General features: G+C 56.2%; 17 protein-coding genes. 5 read left to right on the top strand and 12 right to left on the bottom strand.

Annotated elements, in window-relative coordinates:
• Nucleotides 1–29 precede the first annotated feature (29 nt).
• From OVA03_RS13240 to rhaI, 3 genes are all read right to left on the bottom strand, one after another.
• Nucleotides 30–1,361 (bottom strand): oligogalacturonate lyase family protein, encoded by a 1,332-nt coding sequence (locus tag OVA03_RS13240; protein ID WP_267525365.1) that lies wholly within the window; start codon nucleotides 1,359–1,361, stop codon nucleotides 30–32.
• 80 nt (nucleotides 1,362–1,441) lie between these two features.
• Entirely contained in the window at nucleotides 1,442–2,188 is a 747-nt protein-coding gene (locus tag OVA03_RS13235; protein ID WP_267525363.1) for a DUF1961 family protein, read from the bottom strand.
• A gap of 11 nt (nucleotides 2,189–2,199) precedes the next feature.
• Nucleotides 2,200–3,507: an L-rhamnose catabolism isomerase gene (gene rhaI, locus OVA03_RS13230; protein WP_267525361.1), complete on the bottom strand. Its 1,308-nt coding sequence runs from the start codon at nucleotides 3,505–3,507 to the stop codon at nucleotides 2,200–2,202.
• Between the two features lie 298 nt (nucleotides 3,508–3,805).
• Between rhaI and OVA03_RS13225 the strand changes: the two genes are divergently transcribed.
• Together OVA03_RS13225 and OVA03_RS13220 are read left to right on the top strand one after the other, a co-directional pair.
• Nucleotides 3,806–5,188 (top strand): FGGY-family carbohydrate kinase, encoded by a 1,383-nt coding sequence (locus OVA03_RS13225; protein ID WP_267525359.1) that lies wholly within the window; start codon nucleotides 3,806–3,808, stop codon nucleotides 5,186–5,188.
• Between the two features lie 180 nt (nucleotides 5,189–5,368).
• Nucleotides 5,369–6,190, top strand: a complete 822-nt coding sequence (locus OVA03_RS13220) for a DeoR/GlpR family DNA-binding transcription regulator (RefSeq protein ID WP_267525358.1) — start codon at nucleotides 5,369–5,371, stop codon at nucleotides 6,188–6,190.
• Nucleotides 6,191–6,223: 33 nt separating this feature from the next.
• Here OVA03_RS13220 and rhaM read toward each other — a convergent pair whose 3' ends face one another.
• Together rhaM and OVA03_RS13210 are read right to left on the bottom strand one after the other, a co-directional pair.
• Nucleotides 6,224–6,541 (bottom strand): L-rhamnose mutarotase, encoded by a 318-nt coding sequence (rhaM, locus tag OVA03_RS13215; protein WP_267525356.1) that lies wholly within the window; start codon nucleotides 6,539–6,541, stop codon nucleotides 6,224–6,226.
• A gap of 1 nt (nucleotide 6,542) precedes the next feature.
• Nucleotides 6,543–7,880, bottom strand: a complete 1,338-nt coding sequence (locus OVA03_RS13210) for a rhamnogalacturonan acetylesterase (protein ID WP_267525354.1) — start codon at nucleotides 7,878–7,880, stop codon at nucleotides 6,543–6,545.
• Nucleotides 7,881–8,074: 194 nt separating this feature from the next.
• Between OVA03_RS13210 and OVA03_RS13205 the strand changes: the two genes are divergently transcribed.
• The 3 genes from OVA03_RS13205 (at nucleotide 8,075) to OVA03_RS13195 (ending at nucleotide 14,922) form a co-directional block, all read left to right on the top strand.
• Complete coding sequence (locus tag OVA03_RS13205; protein WP_267525352.1) at nucleotides 8,075–11,971, top strand: beta-galactosidase; 3,897 nt, start codon at nucleotides 8,075–8,077, stop codon at nucleotides 11,969–11,971.
• A gap of 25 nt (nucleotides 11,972–11,996) precedes the next feature.
• Complete coding sequence (locus tag OVA03_RS13200; RefSeq protein ID WP_267525350.1) at nucleotides 11,997–13,172, top strand: glycoside hydrolase family 88/105 protein; 1,176 nt, start codon at nucleotides 11,997–11,999, stop codon at nucleotides 13,170–13,172.
• Between the two features lie 145 nt (nucleotides 13,173–13,317).
• Nucleotides 13,318–14,922 (top strand): MFS transporter, encoded by a 1,605-nt coding sequence (locus OVA03_RS13195; RefSeq protein ID WP_267525348.1) that lies wholly within the window; start codon nucleotides 13,318–13,320, stop codon nucleotides 14,920–14,922.
• A 63-nt stretch (nucleotides 14,923–14,985) separates the two neighbouring features.
• On the opposite strand, the gene OVA03_RS13190 is transcribed toward OVA03_RS13195, so the two are convergent.
• The 7 genes from OVA03_RS13190 to OVA03_RS13160 form a co-directional block, all read right to left on the bottom strand.
• On the bottom strand, nucleotides 14,986–15,444 hold the full coding sequence (locus OVA03_RS13190) for a hypothetical protein (RefSeq protein WP_267525346.1): 459 nt from the start codon (nucleotides 15,442–15,444) through the stop codon (nucleotides 14,986–14,988).
• Complete coding sequence (locus OVA03_RS13185; RefSeq protein WP_267525344.1) at nucleotides 15,374–15,940, bottom strand: Panacea domain-containing protein; 567 nt, start codon at nucleotides 15,938–15,940, stop codon at nucleotides 15,374–15,376. The genes OVA03_RS13190 and OVA03_RS13185 overlap by 71 nt, the downstream gene beginning before the upstream one ends.
• A gap of 91 nt (nucleotides 15,941–16,031) precedes the next feature.
• Nucleotides 16,032–17,168, bottom strand: a complete 1,137-nt coding sequence (lldD, locus tag OVA03_RS13180) for an FMN-dependent L-lactate dehydrogenase LldD (RefSeq protein WP_267525342.1) — start codon at nucleotides 17,166–17,168, stop codon at nucleotides 16,032–16,034.
• A 90-nt stretch (nucleotides 17,169–17,258) separates the two neighbouring features.
• Nucleotides 17,259–18,338, bottom strand: coding sequence for an L-rhamnose/proton symporter RhaT (gene rhaT / locus OVA03_RS13175; protein ID WP_267525340.1), 1,080 nt, complete (start codon nucleotides 18,336–18,338; stop codon nucleotides 17,259–17,261).
• Between the two features lie 72 nt (nucleotides 18,339–18,410).
• The gene (locus tag OVA03_RS13170; RefSeq protein WP_267525338.1) at nucleotides 18,411–19,316 is read right to left on the bottom strand and encodes an amidohydrolase family protein; all 906 of its coding nucleotides are present in this window, start codon (nucleotides 19,314–19,316) and stop codon (nucleotides 18,411–18,413) included.
• 131 nt (nucleotides 19,317–19,447) lie between these two features.
• Nucleotides 19,448–20,194 carry an SDR family NAD(P)-dependent oxidoreductase gene (locus OVA03_RS13165; protein ID WP_267525337.1) on the bottom strand — a complete coding sequence of 249 codons (747 nt, stop codon included), beginning with the start codon at nucleotides 20,192–20,194 and terminating at the stop codon, nucleotides 19,448–19,450.
• Nucleotides 20,195–20,209: 15 nt separating this feature from the next.
• Nucleotides 20,210–21,082, bottom strand: coding sequence for a fumarylacetoacetate hydrolase family protein (locus OVA03_RS13160; RefSeq protein ID WP_267525334.1), 873 nt, complete (start codon nucleotides 21,080–21,082; stop codon nucleotides 20,210–20,212).
• Nucleotides 21,083–21,111: the final 29 nt, after the last annotated feature.

Genomic DNA, 21,111 nt, shown 5'->3' with positions numbered 1-21,111 from the left:
CCGGAGTTTCGCTCCGGGGCTTTTTTGGCTTATGCCGATTTTTCAACCTCTAGCGCGTAGGTGTGGATGGGGCCGTGCATGTTTGAGCGGAACAGCAACCATTTGCCATCTGGCGTGAATTGCAGGTTAGGCTCGACACGATAGTCGTGCTTGGCCATGTTGAGAATCTTTTTTGATCTCAGCACGCCTGGCCGCACCAGATCGGCGGCGTTAGGTGCGGACACGCCTAAGTCCTCGATGATCTCCGGCTCGAACAGATAAAGCCATTTGCCGTCCCTGGCCTTAGCGACCATTTCCTCATCGCCGCCGTCACCGGCAAACAGCTTGCCGTCGCGCGAGATCTGGAAATGCACCGACCATTCGTTGCGCTCCATGTGGTACCAAATACGCTTGCCGGTCTTAAGGTTATAGGAGGCCAGCCAAAAGTCCTCACCGCGCGGGGTTTGCAGATCATACAGAATCTGCTCGCCATCGAATGAGAAGAACTCATGACCGGCGATTTCCATATTCATGGTGCGCTTATGGATGTCGCGCTTATCCGTACCATCGGCACGGATCGTCCAAATGCGGTCCACCATGTGCCACGGCCCTTCGTGGCAGTACATGATCTGCTGAGGGTCGGTCGGTGAGAACTGAATGTGGTTCAGCCAGTCAGTTGAGGCCGTCACCACCTTGCGCTCACCGGTCTTGATATCGAGCGTGAAGATTTCCATCGGAATGTTTTGCGCCAGCCGGTCGGCCATGCGCACTTCCTTGGCGGCGGCAAACGACAGGGGCTTACCGTCCGGGCCAATGGCATTATAGCCGCCATCGGTGCCCGCAATCTTCGGCCCCGGCTGAAGCTCATAGTGCCGCTCAGCCCACACCCCCAGCAGCAGGGTATCATCGGCATTGACCGACCCGATCCAGCCGCCGACGTTTTTAGCAATCACGGTCGCTTTGCCGGTATTGATATCGACGGCATAGTAATCAAGGCCGTCCGCGCCCTTACCTTGACCCGCGACCTTGGCCTGACGGACGTAGACGATCGGTTTGGTGCGCGACACCATGATCACTTCGAACAGGTGGGCGTTTTTGACCTTGGTAAGTGCCGAAACCTTCCAGGTGCCAATCTCGGCCTTCATGACGCCGTTCGGGCCGTTGAAAACCATCCACTTGCCGTCGCCGGTAAAGGCATTGTCGTGGAAATAGAGGAACTTGGAATTATCCTCGGTTGAAACGCGGCACACCCGGTGGCCGGTGTCGGCATCGACCCATTCGACGGGAATATCTTTGGTTGGCGTTGGGGTTTGCGCCTGTGCTGGCATGGCCGACAGCGCGGCCAGAGCCGCAGCGCCCGTCAGAAAAGTGCGTTTTTGCATCAATAATCCCTGCTGAGTGTTATTAGGCTTTCAGCCTTTTGCCTGAACACTAGCGCGAATTTCACAACAATCAATCACAATCACGCAATTTTGCGCACCGTCAGATCCGCGTAATCGGCAATCAAAGGCGCCATCTGCCGGAACCCAATCGACCCTGATGCCGGACTGCCGGGCGTTACATCCCAATGTACGACCGGCAGCTCATTGATCAGGAAATCGACGGCCTTAGAAGTCTTGTGGATTTTGATATCATAGGGCGGGGTTGCATCTTCGACATCCGGCAACGGATCAGCACCCTGCGCCAGCAAATGAAACCCCGGCGCACGGCGCAGGTTGGCCAGATGAAAGGCCCGCTCTTCCGGCCACCTGCGACGGAAATAGGCGATTTGCAGCGCATCAACATCGCTCTGTGTATACTGATCATAGATACCGGCGCGGGGATTGAGGCCTTTATCGAGTACATGCACCCGCTTGCCATTCAATATCCCACCCGCCGCAAAAAACAGAATGCATAGGCCCGGTTCGGCCACCGGCCAGAATTTCCAGCTTATCTCGACATTGTCCGGGAATGTTTCCGGACACCAAAACACAAAGTTCGATGCCTGCCCCTCGGACGGATCGCGCGCGTTTTGCAAGGTCATGCGCCCGCGCTCAAAGCTGATTTTCGCCTCGCCTTCCAGTTTAAACGCCGCGATATCTTCGGGTTTGGACAAGGGGTTGTGGTAGATGATGTCGCCCACCTTGGCCGCCTGCGCCGCCACGGTCGTGCCGGTCCCGACCAAACCCAAAGCGCTTAAACCGCCTGCCAATTGCCGCCGCGAAATCATAGCTTACTCCCTTAGACTATCCCGCCACCGCTGGCACCCTGAACGGTACGCACCTGCGCTTTGTGCGCCCGATAACCTGACGCCCGATAAACCCCAACCGGATCGATGGCCGCCCCCGCCCGCAAGCGCCCCATTTTTAGGATTGGGCGCACATCGGTGTCATAGGCCTCTTTCAGCGTGGCATGGGCCATCAGCGGGTCATTGCCGTCCTGATAGCCGCGCAGTGTCACACGATCAATCAGCAGAGCCCTGGTGAAAGCCTGCAGGATCGACCCCACCGACATCATCAGGCTCTCGATCGGGTCGGTGATATTGTGCGACTGATCCAGCATATAGGCCGGATCAAACCCGTGAGGATCGCGACCTTTAGCTTCCACCAGTTCATTGAACACCAGAAACAACTGGAACGGATTGACCGAGCCGGCATCCAGATCGTCATCGCCATATTTGGAATCGTTGAAGTGGAACCCGCCCAGCTTACCGAACTGCGACAGGCGCGCCACGATCATTTCGATGTTCACATTCGGCGCATGGTGGCCCAGATCGACCAGGCACTGCGCCTTGGGGCCAAGTTTTTGTGCGCACAAAATCGATGTGCCCCAGTCCTGAATCACCGTCGAATAAAAGGCTGGCTCATAGAGTTTGTGCTCCATAAACACCCGCCAGTCATCAGGCAGACCAGCATAAACCTTAGCCATGCTGTCGAGATAACGCTCCAGCGCACGCGTAAAATCGCTCTGGCCCGCGAAGTTGGAACCATCGCCAACCCAGACCGTCAAGGCTTTTGCACCCAGTTTCCGGCCGGTCTCGATGCACTCCAGATTATGGTCAATCGCCTGCTGGCGCGTGGCCGCATCGGCATGGGTCAGGGAGCCGAACTTATAGGACAGGGCCTGCCCCGCCTGATCCTGAAAGGTGTTGGAATTGACCGCGTCAAAGCTTAAGCCCTGCGCCGCCGCAAAACCCTTCAGCTCACTATAATCCTTGACCTTATCCCACGGAAAATGCAGCGACACACGCGGCGTGGCCTTGGTCAATTGCTGGATGACGGCGCAGTCTTCGATCTTTTCAAACAGAGTATTCGGCCCGCCCGCAATCGGATAACGGCCAAAGCGCGTCCCGCCGGTGCCCAAACCCCAGCTTGGCACCGCGACGCTAAACGCCATGACTTCAGCCAGAATATCCTCGATATCCACGCCCCGGCGCGCAAGCTGCTCACCCAGATGCGCATAGTCGCGGACGGCCTCAGCCTCCAGACGGGCATTGCTGGCGTCTATCTGATCCGGGGCAATGGCAGGCGTCGCCGCTACGTTCCTCATGACCTGGCCTCATCTTTTGATCCCGCTTCACATACGGGTGCGCATTTTTTACACGCGTCTTATGGCGGCAACCGGTCGGTTTGTCAGTCTTTTTTCATGTCTATGGTATTTATATAACATGAGGCGGCTTATTGACACCTCACTGTCATAAACACGCAGCGTTGATTGCGCCCTTTGCGGCTATACTATAATCTGAGGGGCTTAAGCCGTCGCAGAACGGTGACACAAAAGATGGTAACGGGAAACGATAAGAGGCCACAGGTTGGGAGACATCCGGCAAAAAGACACGGTTTGCGTCGTGTTGGACATCGGCAAAAGCTTTGCCAAGGTCAGCCTCATCAATCATGAAGGTAAGATCCTTAGTGAGCGCCGGGTGGTGACGCCGCGCCTGCATGCGCATCTTTATGCCGCCTATGATGTTGATCGCCTCCATAGCTGGTTTTTAGGGCAGTTGCGCGAACTGTCGGTGCGTTACGACATCGACAGGATTGTGCCGGTCACCCACGGCGCGACCTGCGCTTTCCTGAGCGAAGACGGCCAGTTGCTGCAACCGATTCAGGACTACGAAGCCGCTATCCCGCAGCTTTACCGCGAAGCCTATAATGCCATCCGCCCGCATTTCTCACATACCCTGTCGCCCAGCCTGCCCAACGGGTTGAACATGGGCTGCCAGATCTATTGGCATGCCCGCAGAGACCCGAAGTTTTTCGAGCGGGTGCGCTGGATACTAAGCTATCCGCAATACTGGACCTGGCGCTTAAGCGGAGCGCTGACCACCGAAGTGACCTCAATGGGTTGCCACACCGACCTATGGGCACCCTTACAAAAAACCTATTCGTCCATGGCCATCCGTCAGGGCTGGGTTGAGCGTTTCCCGGAGCTTAAAAACGCCTGGGACGAAGCCGGGCCTTTGCGCCCCGACATTGCCGATGCCACGGGGTTAAGCCGTGACTGCAAGGTGCTGGTCGGGCTGCATGATACCAATGCGGCGCTGGCTTCGGTTATTGTGCGTCAGCACCGCGATCCGTCATTTGTTCCCCCCGCCATGTTGTCGACCGGCACATGGTTCATTGCGCTGGCGCCCGAAATCTCGGTCAGCGATCTTAAGGCCGAACGCGACTGTCTGGCCAAGGTCGATGTGTTCGGCAATCCGGTCGCCTGTTCCCGCTTTATGGGTGGCCGGGCCTATGATCTGATCACCCACGGCATGACCGCAACTGATGTCGATCCAGCGATCACTCAGGCGGTGATGCGTGACGACGCTCTGGCCCTGCCCAGCTTCGATGATGCCGGCGGGCCGTTTCAAGGCAGGCGTGGTGAAATCCGCGGCCTCAAGGTCGATACGCCCGCCCATCGTGCGGCTCTGGGCCAGCTTTATCTGGCCATGGTCAGCGACACCTGCCTGAACCTGATCCATGCCGACGGTCCGTTGCTGATCGAAGGGGTGGCCGCCCGTCATCCCCATCTGTGCGCCCTGATCGCCTCGGTGAGGAACACGCCGGTCTATGTCAATGACACCTCAAACGGCGTCACCCTGGGGGCCGGAGCCATTGCCTATTACCATGAGGCCACCCCGCCTGCGCCCAATTACCGGCGCATTGACCCGCTGCTTAAGGACGAGGTTCTGAAGTACCGCTCGGTGTGGTCTCAGGCCTTGCTGGAGACGGGAAAAGCCGCATAGATCGCCGCATAGGTGGCGGCGTAAACGTGCCGCGAGTCCCATATTGTGAACAGACATTCGACAAGCGCGAAAAACCTGTTTAATATCCAATCATCTTTAATCATGATTCCCGTCCGTGTCTGGACACATAGGCTTTGCGTCGCCGTTCGGGACAATAAAAACCAAGGGGACGAACCGTACATGCATTTTCAGGATCGCTGGAAACTGATCATTGATGAGCTTAATCATGACCGGGTCACCTCTGTCGATGAATTGACGGCGAAGCTTGGGGCCTCACCCGCCACCATCCGTCGCGATCTGAACGAACTGCATGAACTGGGTCATTTGCTGCGCGTCCGTGGCGGGGCCATGCGTATCGAAGGCGCCCATATCGGCCTTAAAGTCACCAGCGACGACCGCCGCAACAGCCTGACCGGTCAGGCGCCGTTTTTCGAGAGCGTAATCCATTATGCGCCCGCGAAAAAGGCCATTGCCCGCGCCGCGCTTGACCTGCTGAAGCCCGGCATGTCGATGATCATCGACGGCGGTACGACCACCTATATGCTGGCGTCGATCATGCCGAACGACAGCTATAATGTGCTGACGACCTCGATCCCGATCCTGCAAAGCCTGCTGGATCGCACCCGCATCCGGGTTACCCTGCCCGGTGGTGAACTGTTCCGTGAGCAGCGCATTATCCTCAACCCCTATGAGGACGGTATGCTGCAGAACTTCGCGGCCCAGCGCATGTTCATCGGCGCGCAGGCGATCACGCCCAACGGCCTGATGCAGACCGACACCCTGCTGGTACAGTCAGAGCGCCGCCTGATTGAGCGCGCCCAGCAGGTCGTCGTGCTGGCCGACTCATCAAAGATCAATGCGCCCGCGTCATTGTCAGTGTGCCCTTTGACGGAGATCGATATTTTGATCACCGATTCCGGCCTGAGCACCCGCGATAAGCTATGGCTTGAAGATGCCGGCATCGACGTCCGCGTCGTTGACGTACTTCCAGAAGATCAATAAGCAAAAACCCCGGTGAAAGCCGGGGTTTTTAACTTATGCCATATAGAAAACGTGCTTGAGATCTTTGGCGACCGGCGAATTGTCCGGGTTAGTGTCCATAATATCGGCCATATAGGCCCACCATTTTTTCATGATGGGCAGGCTGGGCAAGTCGGCCATAGTGTGATCGTCGGTGCGTTTCAGAACCCCAAACAGGGTCAGCGTCTCCGGATCGAGAAAGATCGAATAGTCCGACACGCCCGCCTGATGCAAAAGGTCAGACAGTTCCGGCCAGATTTCATCGTGGCGCTTTTGGTACTCAGCCTCAAAGCCGGGCTTAAGCTGCATTTTAAAACCGTGAATTTGGGTCATCTTAGTTCCCTGAGATTTTGGTGACGACGTCGCGCATGACGGGCCAGTCGGTGGGTTTAAGTTCAAAATTTTGCGGGTCAGCCGGTTTTGACGGATCAAAGGCCACAAAATCGGGCGCAGCCTTGAGGTCAAGTCCGCTCTGTGGGTCGGTGATCGTCTGCGCAACTAAGTTTGCTATCACAAACGCTCCATAAGCATTGTGGTGCGTGCCGTCCTTGCCGCCATTACCAAACGCCTGCGGACTGACCTGCGGCCCTAACGCCTCATAGAATGTCGCCGTTTTGGCGGTCAGATCGATAAACGCAACATTTAGCTCGGCAGCGACTTTACGCACCGCATCGTCATAACCAGCCAGGGTATTGGTGATCTTGCCGTCCTTGAACGTCCGGCGCGAGACCGGCGAGATTAGCACGACCTTCATACCGTGCGCCTGCGCATCGGATGCGAAAGCTTTCAACCACGCCGGATAGGACTGCTCAGCGCTGACATAGGTGCGCGGCCATTGTTTTTTCTGGTCGTTATGGCCGAACTGGATCAGCAGCACGTCCCCTGCCCGCGCCTCACTCAGCAGCTTATCCCAGCGCAGGCTCGTGACGAACGATTTCATGGTCTCGCCCGACCGGGCATGGTTGGCGACCGATACGTCGGCTTGCAAAAACCGCGGCAGCATCTGCCCCCACGACGCATAGTCCGTCCCGCCCTGATCGGTGACGGTGGAGTCCCCGGCCATAAAGAGACGGCGTGCGCTTGCGGGCGCGATTTCGACGGCCTGTACGGCTGGCGCACTGCCGGAAAACGCCACCGTCAGCTTATCGTCCCAGGTACGGCTTTCGGTTGCTTCATCACCGCGCAACCCAACCTTGGGGGCCTTCGCTGCGTCCTGCTCAGAGGTTGCCAGTGACGCATTGCGGACATTGACTATAAATTCGACGGTTTTGAACTCGCCTTTTTTCAGAGTGACGGGCGCCATCATCAGGCGGCGATCCTCGGCCCAGATCGAGGTGCGGCTGGCGGCCTTTTTGTTGCCTAAGGTCACGCGCACACGGTAATCACCGGGGGCGACCTTGACCGCCAACGCCTGCTCATTGCCGTCTTTGGTATTGGTGAAGCCATAGCCTTTAGTGTCATCATAGGTCTGCGCCGGGGTCAGACTAACCGCATCAGCGCCACCTTTAACGGCCGGATCGAGGGTGAATTTATAGCTGACGGCGGGCGCGCTCACAGGGGCCGTGGCACCTTGAGCCAATACTGCACCAGAGGATATGGCCACAATCCCGGCACTCAGCATCAGCGCCGTCCACAGCGCTTTAGTCCCATTTTTTTGATTATTTTTGATCATAATTATGAAATTCCGCCCTGATTTCAGCACTAAGATGCTCGTTTATGATATTTTTTCATTGATATGATCATTAGTCAATGTCATCTTAATAGATGAATTGACGACCGGCAGGATTGGCGTGGGCGCTTAAGACCCATAGGTTTCGTAATCTCCGGCCCGTCGCATGAGGAAACCTAAGTCACAGAGGACTCTAAATGCCCTACCCCAAGTCGCTGCGCAAACGTGCAGCCCTTTCGCGTGTTTCGCAAATCGGCCTCCTGACGGCGCTTATGGGAACGCTGGCCTTTGGGTCATTTGCGCAGGAACTGGGCATCCCGCAGGCGTCTGACGCCCAAAAAGCTGCGGCTCAGAATGCCGCCCAAAATGCCGCAAAAGACGCACCCGTCTTTATAATGTCGAGCTTTATGGCGACGTCGCAGAACACGCTCAGCCTGTTTACCTCGCCTGATGGCATCACCTTCAATACGCTGGCGTCCGAGGTCTATACCCCCGAAAAGCGCCTGCTGCGCGACCCGTCGATCATTCGTCATTCAGACGGCTATTACTACATCGTCTACACGACCGACTGGAATGGCTCTGATTTTGGGATTGCCCGCTCGAAAGACCTGCGCGACTGGCAACTGGTGCGCGAAGTCAAGGTCACCCTTACCGACGTGACAAATACCTGGGCACCGGAATGGTTCCGCGACAAGGACGGCTCGCTGAAAGTGGTCGTCTCCCTGTCAAAAGGCGGCACCAAAGGCCCGTTCGGGGCCTATGTGATCGAACCCAATGGCGATTTCAGCCAATGGTCCGCCCCCAAGCCGATGCAGGGCCTGCAAGGCAATTTTATCGACACGTTTGTAGTCTCGACCGACGGCGGCTATACGGCGTTTGTCAAGAACGAGACGACCAAGTTTATCGAACTGGCGACCGCTAAATCCCTGCTGGGGCCGTGGAAGCTGGAAAAGACCGGCGACTGGGCTGGTTGGGGTAGCTGGCGCGAGGGTCAGGCGCTGGTGAAGCTGCCAAATGGTGGTTACCGCATCTATTTCGACGACTATATCACCAAGCATTATTGGTATTCCGACAGCCACGACGGCTTCAAGACCTGGACCCCGAAAAAAGAAATCGGCGGCGTGTCGGGCGTGGTGCGTCATTTCACCGTCCTGTCTGAAGACCCTAAGGCCTTTGCCGAAGCCACCAAACCGCAAGATGCAGGTAAAACAATCACCTGGGATAAGAACTCCCTGATGATTGATGGCGAGCGTATCATGGTCTGGTCGGGCGAAATCCATCCGTTCCGCCTGCCGAACCCATCTTTGTGGCGCGATGTCATCCAAAAGATGAAAGCGTCGGGCTTTAACGGTGTCGCCTTCTATTTCGACTGGGGTTACCACTCGCCTTCGCCGGGTGTTTATGACTTCTCCGGCATCCGCAATGTCGAACGCGCCCTGCAAATCGCCAAGGAAGAGGGCATGTACGTTATTGCCCGTACCGGCCCCTATGTGAACGCTGAACTGACCGGTGGCGGCTATCCCGGCTGGATGCTGCGGCAGCGCGCCGAAGCCCGCACCGATGACCCGCTCTATCTGGCCGCCACCGATGAGTGGATGACCCAGATCAACGCCATCATCGCCCGCTATCAGGTCACCAATGGCGGCGGCACGGTTATCGCCTATCAGCTTGAGAACGAACTGGGCAAGGTCGAGCCTAAGCACGTACGTCAGATGGAGCATCTGGCCAAAAAAGCGCGCGCCGATGGCATCACCGTGCCGTTCTTCCATAATGCCGCCGGCCGTCTGCCCGACTGGACGCCCAAGGATTCGACCGCACCGTGGGCCAATCCGGGACCAACCGACATCTATGCCTTTGATGGCTATCCCGGCGGCACCTGTAATGTCCATGCCGACGCGTCCGGCCCGAACAAAGCCCCGGATTGGGGCATGTATGGCACGACCCCGCCCAAGATCGGCGCGTTGTCCTCACCCAAGACACCCGGTTTTGCCGCCGAACTGGGCGGCGGCTGGTTCGACTACTGGGGCTCAAACGGCACCTACGACTGCACGTCTCAGCGTCAGGGTAAGGGTTATCAGCGGGTGTTCTACGGCACCAACCTGATCAACGGCATTTCGATCCATAACGTCTATATGACGTTCGGCGGTACGTCCTGGGGCTGGCTGGCCGGGCCGGTGGTCTATACTTCCTACGACTATGGCGCGGCCATTTCCGAAGACCGCGGCCTGCGAGAAAAAGCCTATGCCTTGAAACAACAGGGCATGTTCGTTCAGGCGGCTGAGGCAGCACTTGCCGAAATGGACAAGGGGCCGGTGCTTAAGATCTCGAACGATAAACTTAAGGTCTATCACAACGTCAATCCGACGCTGAAGACGCATATCCTGTTTGCGGTTCATAATCCGTCGGATGCCATCACCGATGATCGCGGCACGTTTGACGTGACCACCAAGGACGGCACCTACAAAATTCCGGTGCGCGTCAATGGTCAGGATGCCAAGATGCTGCTGGCGTCTTATGCGATGGAGCGTCAACACCTCGTCTATTCCAACTCCGAAATCCAGACCCACTTCAAAAACGGTGAACAGGATATCGCCCTGCTGCATGGCCGCAACCTTGAGGACGGCGAAACCGTCCTGCGCTATACCTCCGCGCCCAAGGTTGAGGTTCTGTCGGGCAAGGTCACGTCGAAGTTTGATGCCCGCAAGGGTGACCTCAAGCTCAACTACACCCATGACGGCCTGACCCGCGTGCGTATCTCCGGCGGCGGTCGTCCCCCGCTGCTGCTGTTGCTGGCCGATGAGACGACCAGCTTCAATATGTGGCGGCAGGACACCGCTCAGGGCACCGTGCTGCAACACACGCCTGCCCTTGTGCGCACCGCGAAAATCGACGGCGGCATGCTCAACCTGACCGGCGATACATCGGCGGACAGCGCTTTTGAGATCTGGGGCCCCGCCGTCAACGCCGCCACCTTTAATGGTGAGGCCCTGACCCTGACCGCCCAACCTGATGGCAGCTATAAGACCTCAAACGTGCGCGGGCCGGATACCGTAACCTTGCCTGATCTGGCGACCGTCGAATGGTCCCGCCGCATGGACTCGCCCGAAGCCCAGCCCGGTTTCGATGACAGCACCTGGTTCAAAGCCGATACCCGCCCCTCCGCCGCCCAGACCTGGACGACGCCGGAGCGCGGTCAACCGACGCTCAGCATGAGCGACTACGGCTTCCACCACGGCGATGTCTGGTATCGCGGCCATATCGACCTTACCGATGTCAAAAATGATCAGCTTGAGCTGTTCTACGGCGGCGGTGGCGCCGGCATGATTCAGGTCTGGATCGACGGCAAGTTCGTCGGTCAGGATGAAATGGATACCGGTCGCTCCTTCCCCGAAACCACCGACAGCGTGAAATTCACACTACCCGACCTGACGCCGGGCAAGCATGTTATTGCGGTCATGGTGCGCAACAATTCGCACAACTGGAACCTGATGGCCGATGATTATCACCGCGAAGCGCGCGGCCTGATTTCAGCGTCCCTGACCTCAAAGGGCGGCAACCGCTTTGCCGTGCCGATCGACTGGCGGATTCAGGGCAATAAGGGCGGCGAAAAGATCGCTGATCTGGTGCGCGGCCCAATGAACAATGGCGGCCTATATGGTGAGCGCGAAGGCTGGTATCTGCCCGGCAAAAAGGCTGATTGGGATAAGGCCAGCCCCACCGCGGCCCCACCCGCGCCCGGCACCTATTGGCTGAGCACGACCTTTAACCTCGATCTGCCCAAGGATCATGACGTGCAACTGGGTCTGGCCTTTGGCGATACGACAAAGCCCCGCTCAGATCGCACCAATCGCGCCCTGATCTTCGTCAACGGCTGGAACATGGGTCAGTTCATCGCCAATATCGGCCCGCAGCGCACCTTTGTTATCCCGCCGGGTATCCTCAACCCCAATGGCGAAAATACCATCAGCTTTGCCGTGACAACCGACGGAAAAGCTGAGAATGCTCTGGAGCCGGTAAAGCTGGTCAATCTGCGTACCGCCCGCGGCGGGGTGCCGCTGGAGATCATGCCTGCCCCGAAAAATCTGCAACGCTAACGTCCTTCCCCGTAAGGTTTGTCACATGCCCGTAAATACTAAAAACCAGATCCTTAAGCCGACCGATCCGTTCAACATCCATCCGCTGCTGCAACATCAATCGGCGGCTCTTGATGCTGACCGCGACGATTACCGCCACGCGATCGACCTGCTGATCAACAATCTGGTCAATATCGAAGATACTTCGGGCGAGTTTTTGCTGCGCCTTACCGATGGCCGCGTCATCGATACCAAGGCCTGGCATGGCTTTGAGTGGACCCAAGGTGTCGGCCTTTACGGTATGTATAAGATCTGGGAAATGACCGGCGACAAACGCGCCTGGGACATCATGATCAACTGGTTTGAGGATCGGTTTGCCGAAGGCTCGCCCTCGCGCAATATCAACACCGTCGCCCCATTCATTACGCTGGCCTATTTGTTTGAGCGCATCGGCGACCGCCGCTATCTGCCCTATCTCGATGTCTGGGCCGAGTGGGTCTATAACGAACTGCCGCGCACCGAAGAGGGCGGGTTCCAGCACATCGTCTATAATTCGGTCAACAACCAGCAACTATGGGACGACACCCTGATGATGTCGGTGCTGCCGCTGGCCAAGATCGGCCTGTTGCTCAACCGTCCGCACTATGTCGAAGAAGCCAAGCGTCAGTTCATGGTGCACATTAAGTACCTGACCGACCGCAAGACCGGCCTGTGGTTCCACGGCTGGACGTTTGAAGGCCGCCACAACTTTGCCAACGCCCTGTGGGGTCGCGGCAATTCATGGGTCACCATCGTCATCCCGGAATTTATTGAACTTCTAAACCTGCCCAAGGACGATGCCTTCCGCATGTTCCTGATTGAAACCCTCGAAGCGCAAGTCAAGGCGCTGGCACAATATCAGGCTCCGTCGGGCCTGTGGCGCACGATCCTCGATGATGAGACATCGTATGAAGAAGCCGCCGCGTCCGCCGGTTTTGCCTATGGTATCCTCAAGGGTGTGCGTAAGGGCTATCTGCCTAAATCCTATGAAGCGATGGGCATCAAGGCAGCCAAGGCTGTTCGCGCCCATATCAATGCTGAGGGCGAACTGACCCAGGTGTCGTTTGGCACGCCGGTGTTTAATTCCATTCAGGAATATAAAGACATCCCGCTCACCTCCATGCCGTTCGGTCAGGCTATGGCGCTTCTGACCATGGGCGAGTTTATGTATCGGTTTATCTAAGTGGCTCGCGGAAAGGTTTCTGGCCCCTTCCGGGCCAGAATACATTTTCCGCGGGGTCTGGTTTGAAAAAATTTCTTACGCGCGGCCCTTCAGAAATTTTTACTTTTTAAAGTGGTGGCGTCATATGGCCGCAGGGAGTTAAAACATGGCAGGTGAAACCGCCGTTCGTAAACCGAAATGGTATAACTACTGGGGCTGGGGCTCCGGCGATATGCTGGGTGCCGGCGCTCAGGCCGTCATCACCGGCTGGCTGTTCTATTTCTTTGTGACCTTCTGTGATTTGACGGCGGTTGAGGCCGGTTTGATCCTAGGTCTGCCGCGCCTGCTGGAAGCCATCACCTGCCCGCTGATCGGCTATGTTTCGGACAATCTGCGCCACACCTGGATCGGCCGTAAGATCGGACGGCGCAAGATTTTCCTATTAATCACGATCCCGCTGCTCCCAAGTTTTGCCCTGATCTTCGTGACGGGACAGACCTTCTGGTACTACCTGCTGACCTTTATCTTCTTTGAATTCCTGTACACCATGTTCCTGATCCCGTGGGAAACACTGGCCGCAGAAATGACCAAGGATTACAAAGAGAAAGCCAAGTTCGCGGGTGCGCGTATGATTATCGCGCAGTCCTCGGCGATCCTTGCGTCCTTCCTCCCGATTCTGATCAATAAATTCGACACGGGCTCATCGAATACGTTTTTAATCATGGCGACCGTATTTGGCCTGATATTCTCGCTGGTTGTCACTCTGGTTGTCTTCCTGTCGTGGGAGCGCCCCTATACCGAAGACGAAAAATTGATTCAGCCTGAGCCTCTGAACTTCAAAGGGGCACTTCTGATACCGGTTAAGATGTTCAGCGACCTGTTTTCGACGCTTAAACTCAAGGCCTTTCGTCAACACCTCAGCATCTATTTGGGCGGCTACCTGTCGCAAGATATCTTCAATACGGCCTTCCCGATTTTCGTCGCCACGGTTCTGACCGCAGGCACCATCTTCACCAAAACCGAGACAACAACACTGATTTCGGGCATGATGACGGTGATGTATATCGCGCAGCTTGTCTCAGTGATGGTCGCTATCCAAGTGGTCATCAAAACCGGACCGACACTCGCTTACCGCATCGCCATCAGCTTCGTAGCCGCATCTTTGGCTTTGTTCCTCGCCTTCTACCTGACGCAACCCGCAGGCTTTGCTGCCGGCCTTAACGGCCTCAATGGCGATATGTTTTCGGCCTTCAGTCAGTCGAATTTCGGCGTTATTTTCTGGCTGTTCGTGCCAATCATTCTGGCTGGCCTAGGCCGCGGCACGCTGAATTTTGTACCTTGGTCAGTCTATAACTATCTGCCTGATATTGATGAGGCGGTCACCGGTCAGCGCCGCGAAGGTATCTTTGCCGGGGTCATGACTCTGGTGCGTAAGGTTGCGCAATCAGGGGCCATCGTCGTTACCGGCTGGATCATTAATCAGGGTGGTTATGTATCCCAACCTAAAGATCAGGTCGAACTTGTGCAGCAAACACCGGAAGCCATCCATACTATCGTCTTGCTGCTGATATGTGGGCCTCTGGTGGTCATGCTGCTGGGCATGATCATTTCATGGAGCTTCGGGCTTAATGTTAAAAGCCACGGAGTCATCGTCCATGAAGTTGAGCGTCTGCGCGCCGGGGCGACCGAGCCTGAAACGCCTGAAAGCGGTAAGGTCGTCGAAGACCTGACCGGCTGGAAATACTCCACGCTGTGGGGGCGTGGCCGGTAGATAACAGACACGAAAAAGGGCCGGGAAACCGGCCCTTTTTATTATGCGCACTATTCTTTTCATTTACCTACGTTTTGCGCCACCTGAGGGAAATAGGTATTTCCCCACCAAATAAGCAAATCCGAAAATTGAAGTCGTAAGACCACCAAAAACAAGCTTAAAGGTCAATTCATCAAGTTCAAATCCCCACGGGTCACCCGGCGGTTCTTTCACAGCTTGTAACCAAATAATCGCCAAGAGGGCCAGAACCCAAGCTCGGCCAATAAAATATGCAAATTTGGCGAACCTTTTCTTTTCATCTATGTCGTTTTGGAAATCATCATTATCCAAAAGTTTTCGCCTGACTTCAGGGTCTTGCCAGTTTTCAGGGCGATAGATGTTTGGGGTGGTAAAGGCTGTATCTTCCTCAGCCGCTGTAGGAGTATTGTCTAAAGGAATACGGCCATCACTATTAGGTGCTGGCTGCTCCGATAAGGCCTTCAGAACTAGCCAAACTCTTGAAATACGATTTAAAAATTTCATTGTCGATTTCCAAGTGCGTAGGCACACGATAGCTATACCGTTCTGCCATAACCTGCCACGGGGTTCCTCTATTGTGTGTCATGGTAGAGAGGTCACCGCCACTGTATTGGCCATAGCGGTTCCAAATCCAATCAACTAAATCAGCATCTTGCTGTCTCTGAATAATGCCCTCGTTATTAGAGAATGGAGAAGGTTTAACCGGCTTCTGTATCGGTTGCCCTCCATAAACATTCAAACGATCATATAGCGATCTATATACAGGGCCATATCGCCAAACTTGAGGCAACTCATTAACAAGTGTTTGATCAAAGGCTTTTGACCATCCATCCGCAAAAAAAACTAATTTTTGTAGCTTCATATGAGTAAGACCGCCTTCTTGGCCATACCTATCGATGAAGGTGTTCGCAACAATTAGTGGGGTATACATAACTACCTCCTTTCGAATCGCAAAAGCGGCTAATGCCGCTACAAGTTTCCAATTTGTTCCGATATCCACAATATGGCGCTATGATACTTTTAATGCAATAGCGATATTTGCATATCAAAAATACCCGTGTTTAAATTAACACGTTTATTAATAAGCCCATTTAAGCCTTGGTGAGTAACTCCGGTGTGATATCGGCAATTGACTTCGCCCCGGTCAGCACCATCGCCACCCGCATTTCTTTCTCGAACAGGTCGAGCAGGTTCGTAACCCCCGCCCCACCGGCGGCCGCCAGCGCATAGATAAACGCACGACCCAGTAACACGCCGTCCGCCCCAAGGGCAATCATGCGCACGACATCGAGGCCGGTGCGGATGCCGGAATCGGCCAGTATGGTCAGGCCGCCCTTAACGGCGTCCGCTATGGCCGGCAGGGCCCGCGCTGACGACAGAACACCATCAAGCTGACGTCCGCCGTGGTTCGACACCACAATGCCGTCCGCGCCGAATTTGACCGCGTCTTTGGCGTCTTCGGGGTCGAGGATACCCTTGATGATCATGGGGCCTTTCCAGAAATCGCGTATCCATTCCAGATCAGACCACGAAATCGACGGATCGAAATTATTACCCAGCCAGCCGATATAATCGGCCAATCCCGTTGGCTTACCCATATATTTTGAGATATTGCCCAGATCATGGGGGCGCCCCATCAGCCCGACATCAAAGGCCCAGGACGGATGGGTCGCCGCCTGCCACAGACGGCGGATTTCGGCATTTGGGCCGCTCATACCGGAATGGGCATCGCGGTAGCGCGCCCCCGGTGTCGGCATATCGACCGTGAACACCAAAGTCTCAATGCCCGCCGCCTGCGCCCGCTCAAGCGCGTTTTTCATAAAGCCGCGATCCTTCAGCACATAGAGCTGAAACCAGATCGGAGACGGACATTGCGACTGCACCTCTTCGATCGGGCAGACACTGACCGTCGACAGGGTAAACGGGATGCCCTTGGCGCAGGCGGCCTTGGCGGCCTGAACCTCACCCCGCCGGGCATACATGCCGGTCAGACCCACAGGGGCCAGCGCGATCGGCAGGGACTGCTTTTTGCCGAACAATGTCGTCTCAAGGCTAAGATCCGACATGTTCTTCAGCACCCGCTGGCGCAGGGCGATGTCGGCCAGATCCGACACATTGCGCTTCAGGGTATGCTCAGCATAGGCCCCGCCGTCGATATAGTGGAACAGAAACGCAGGCAGCTTGCGCCGGGCGGCTTCACGATAATCGGTCGAGGCGGAGATAATCATAGGTCTATTCCAAACAGGTTTATGCCCCCGCCACACGAGCGGGGGCAAAACAGAGAGTAAAACCTGACGCCAGAACTTGCGTCAGTGAAATTAGTGGCCGCCGCCCGCACCGCCGATATAGTTACCGTAACCGATAACGACGGTCGAGGCGATCAGCAGCAGCAAGCCCGCAAACACATAGGTCAGGGTCTTACGGCTGGAGCCCTTCCATTCCTTAAGGGCAAAGCCCCACAGGCTGGAAAAGATGATGATTGAGGCCATGTGCAGGGTCCAGCTTGAGAAGCCATAAGACCCCATCTGGCTTTCGCCCATGGTGTAGAAGAAGAACTGGAAATACCAGGTCGTCCCCGCTAGCGCACACAGAAGATAGTTCAGGCCTATCTTGGGCCGCGTGCCATCTTCACGCACATGGGTTTGGGTGACTTCACCGGCGGTCTTGTTCTTGAGGATCAGATAACCACACCAGACGATATTGGTCAGCGCCCCGCCCAGCAAAACCATGCATAGCACCGGCAAGCCGACAAATAGCGGATCAGTACCTGCCGCCGCCGACAGTTTCTGCACCGGCGCACCCGACGCCAGACCATAGGCAAAACACGACGACATCAGGCCGCAAAAGACCGCGACCCAGATGCCTTTTTTCAGGTCAAATTCTTTCAGCACTTCACGGCGTTTTTCTTCGGTAAGGTCGTTGTTTTTGCTGGCCCCGCCCATGCCGATAACACAGATCCCGGCCAGACAGAGGAACAGGCCAAACAGCACGATCTGCCCGTGTGTGGTCGGCAGGATCTCGGTAAAGAAGCTACCGTCCACTATGGGCGGCATCAGGGTGCCGAAAAACGCACACAGCGACAGGGCGATGGCCGTGCCCAAGCCTAAGCCCAAATAGCGCATGGTCAGGCCGTAAGTCAGCCCGCCCATGCCCCACAACAGGCCAAACATCACGCACAGGCCCCAGATATCAGCGGGCGCGGCTGACAGCACGCCGAGCAGGTCTTTGGTTTGCAGCGACGCGAAAATCCACGGGGCAAATACCCAGCTAAACAGGCCGCCGATCAGCCAGTAGATTTCCCACGACCAGCCGCGCACGCGCCGGTACGGAACATAAAAACTGGCCGAGGCAAAGCCGCCGATCCAGTGAAACAGTACGCCTAAAATCGGATTTGGCACTTAAGTCTCCCTTGGGTTCATGTGCATTATCTCCCGGTTATCATCCGGCCCTTAAGAGCTCTGGCTAATGGTTTAAAGATCAAGATTCAGGCGATAAGCGCGGTTGGCATTGCGGCCAAACATATCCCGGCGCTCATCGTCCGAAAAATCGCGGGTAATCTCATCAAAGGCATTGATGATGGTGGCGTAGTCGGAAAACAGTTTATCCGTCGGCACGTCCGAGGCGAACATGACGCGATCCGTGCCGAAAATCTCGATAGCTTTGAGCACGATCGGGCGGATCGACGCCGTCGTCCAGGTGCGTTCGACAAAGCCCATCCCCGAAATCTTGGCCCAGACATGGGGCTGTGCGGCCAGCAATTTAATACCGGCTTCCCAGCGGACCATGTGGTCGACGCCGTCTTTTACCGGCATACCGGCGTGGTTGAGCATGACCGGAATATCAGGATGTTTGGCGGCAAGCTCGGCGGCCTGCGCCATCTGGTTGGCATAGATTTGCAGATCAAACGACAGGCCATATTTGGCCAGTTTGGCATAGCCCGCCTGCCACTGCGGATCATCGAGCCAATTGGCGGGGGTATAGCTGAAAAAAGCGTCCGGATGCCAGTTAAGGATATGACGGATGCCGCGCACGGATTTATGGACGGCATGGGCCTCCAACAAGGCGTCGACATTGGGGTCATTCAAACCCGCAAAGGCGACCAATGCGGTCGGCAGGCCCTCAGAATCGGACAAGCCTTGCAACCACTGCGTCTCATTCAGCGCCTGATCGGCACGCGCTCCGGCATCGACATGAACCGTGCCCCGGACATCAAAACCCGTGGCATCTGCCAGATAGTCCGCGGGCAAATAGGTCTGGGCAATCGCTTCGGTCGAGCCATTGACGCCGGTATCGTCAAACGGGGGGGACAGCCAGTCGTAACGCAGTTTATCCAGATCCCACAGGTGGATATGAGCATCTACGAAGGGCAGTTTCATGCACGTTTCCCCATTTATTTATCTCCTCCCCCGCTTTGCAGGGGAGGAGGATTTAAAAGCTCCGTTCGGCCGCCCATGCCCTCAAGCAGCGAAGCGGTAGGACAACCACGAAACGGAGGGAGAAGAACGACCTAGTAGGTCGTTCTACCTCCCGACGTATCGAACACCGACGCCGTGGTGAAGGAACACTCTTCCGAGGCCATAAACGTCACCATCGCTGCTGACTCATCGACAATGCCCAAGCGTCCCATAGGGATTTTTGAACGCATGTAATCGACCTGAGACTGCGGCAATTGCGCCAGGATCGGCGATTCAAACGTCGCCGGTGTCAACGCATTGACGATCACGCTCTTGCCCGCCAATTCCTTACCCAGAGACTTGGTGAAACCAATCACGCCGGCCTTGGAGGCCGAATAGGCCGAAGCGTTGGGATTTCCTTCCTTACCGGCGACCGAAGCCACATTGACGATCCGACCATAGCCGTTTTGCAGCATGTACGGGATGATCTCACGGTTGCAGTAGAACAAGCCATTGAGGTTGATATCCATGACCTTGAGCCAGCTATCGACCGGGAATTCCCACACCGGCACCGTAGCGCCAGTGATGCCTGCCGAGGCGATCAGGATATCGATCTTGCCCAAAATTTCAGCAGATGTTTTGGCCGCCGCGGAGACTTCCTCAAGCTTTGAGACATCCAATGCTACGAAACCGGACGCGCCGATTTCAGTAGCGGTTTTTTCCAGAACTTGCGCATTCAGATCCCACAGGACGACCTTGCCACCTTCGGCAATAATGCGAACGGCAGCAGCCTTACCCAGACCACCCGCGCCGCCGGTGATGACCGCGCAACGGCCTTCGTAACGATTAGCGTATGTCATTAACCAATGATCTCCTTAACCTATAATCTCTTGGCCTTCGAGCGAGAACGCCACGACCGTCTGGCGCTGCTCACCCAGCTTTGAGACGCCGAGGTGCATCTTATCGCCAACATTGAGATAGATCGGGTCAGGCTTCTTGCCTTCGCCCACGCCCGGAGGCGTGCCGGTGATGACCAGATCGCCCGGTTGCAGGGTGATGAAGCGCGAAATATAGGCAATGGCTTCCGCGACCGGGAAAATCATGGTGCGGGTATTGCCGGTTTGCATGCGCACGCCGTTGACATCAAGGAACATGCCCAGTTCCTGCGGGTTGCCGACTTCGTCAGCGGTCACCAGCCACGGGCCGGTCGGACAAAACGTATCGCAGCCCTTGCCCTTGACCCATTGGGTGCCGCGCTCTTTCTGGAAGGCACGCTCGGACACGTCGTTGACCAGCACATAGCCGGCGACGTGGTTGAGGGCTTCAGATTGTTCGACATAACGGCAGGTCTTACCGATGATGATACCAAGCTCGACTTCCCAGTCCATCTTGGTGGCATCACGCGGCTTCATGACATCGTCGTTGGCACCACAGAGCGAGGTAATCGCCTTGGTGAAGAAGATCGGCTCAGGCGGCACCGGCAGGTTGGATTCCGCAGCATGGTCAGCATAGTTCAGGCCGACCGCGATGATCTTACCGATATTCTTGACCGGCACGCCGTAGCGAACATCGCCGTCTACCACCGGCAGAGCGGCGACATCAGCGGCCTTCAGGCCCGCCAGTTTCGACAGGCGCACCTCTTCGGAGGTGATGTCGGCCACAACCGACGACAAATCGCGCAGATTACCCTCGGCATCAACAACACCGGGCTTTTCCTGGCCCTTGGGGCCAAAACGGACGAGTTTCATAGAGTTATCCTTAAAATAATAATCCACCC

Source organism: Asticcacaulis sp. SL142 (assembly GCF_026625745.1).
GTDB lineage: Bacteria > Pseudomonadota > Alphaproteobacteria > Caulobacterales > Caulobacteraceae > Asticcacaulis.
This window is presented reverse-complemented; position numbering and strand designations above follow the sequence as displayed.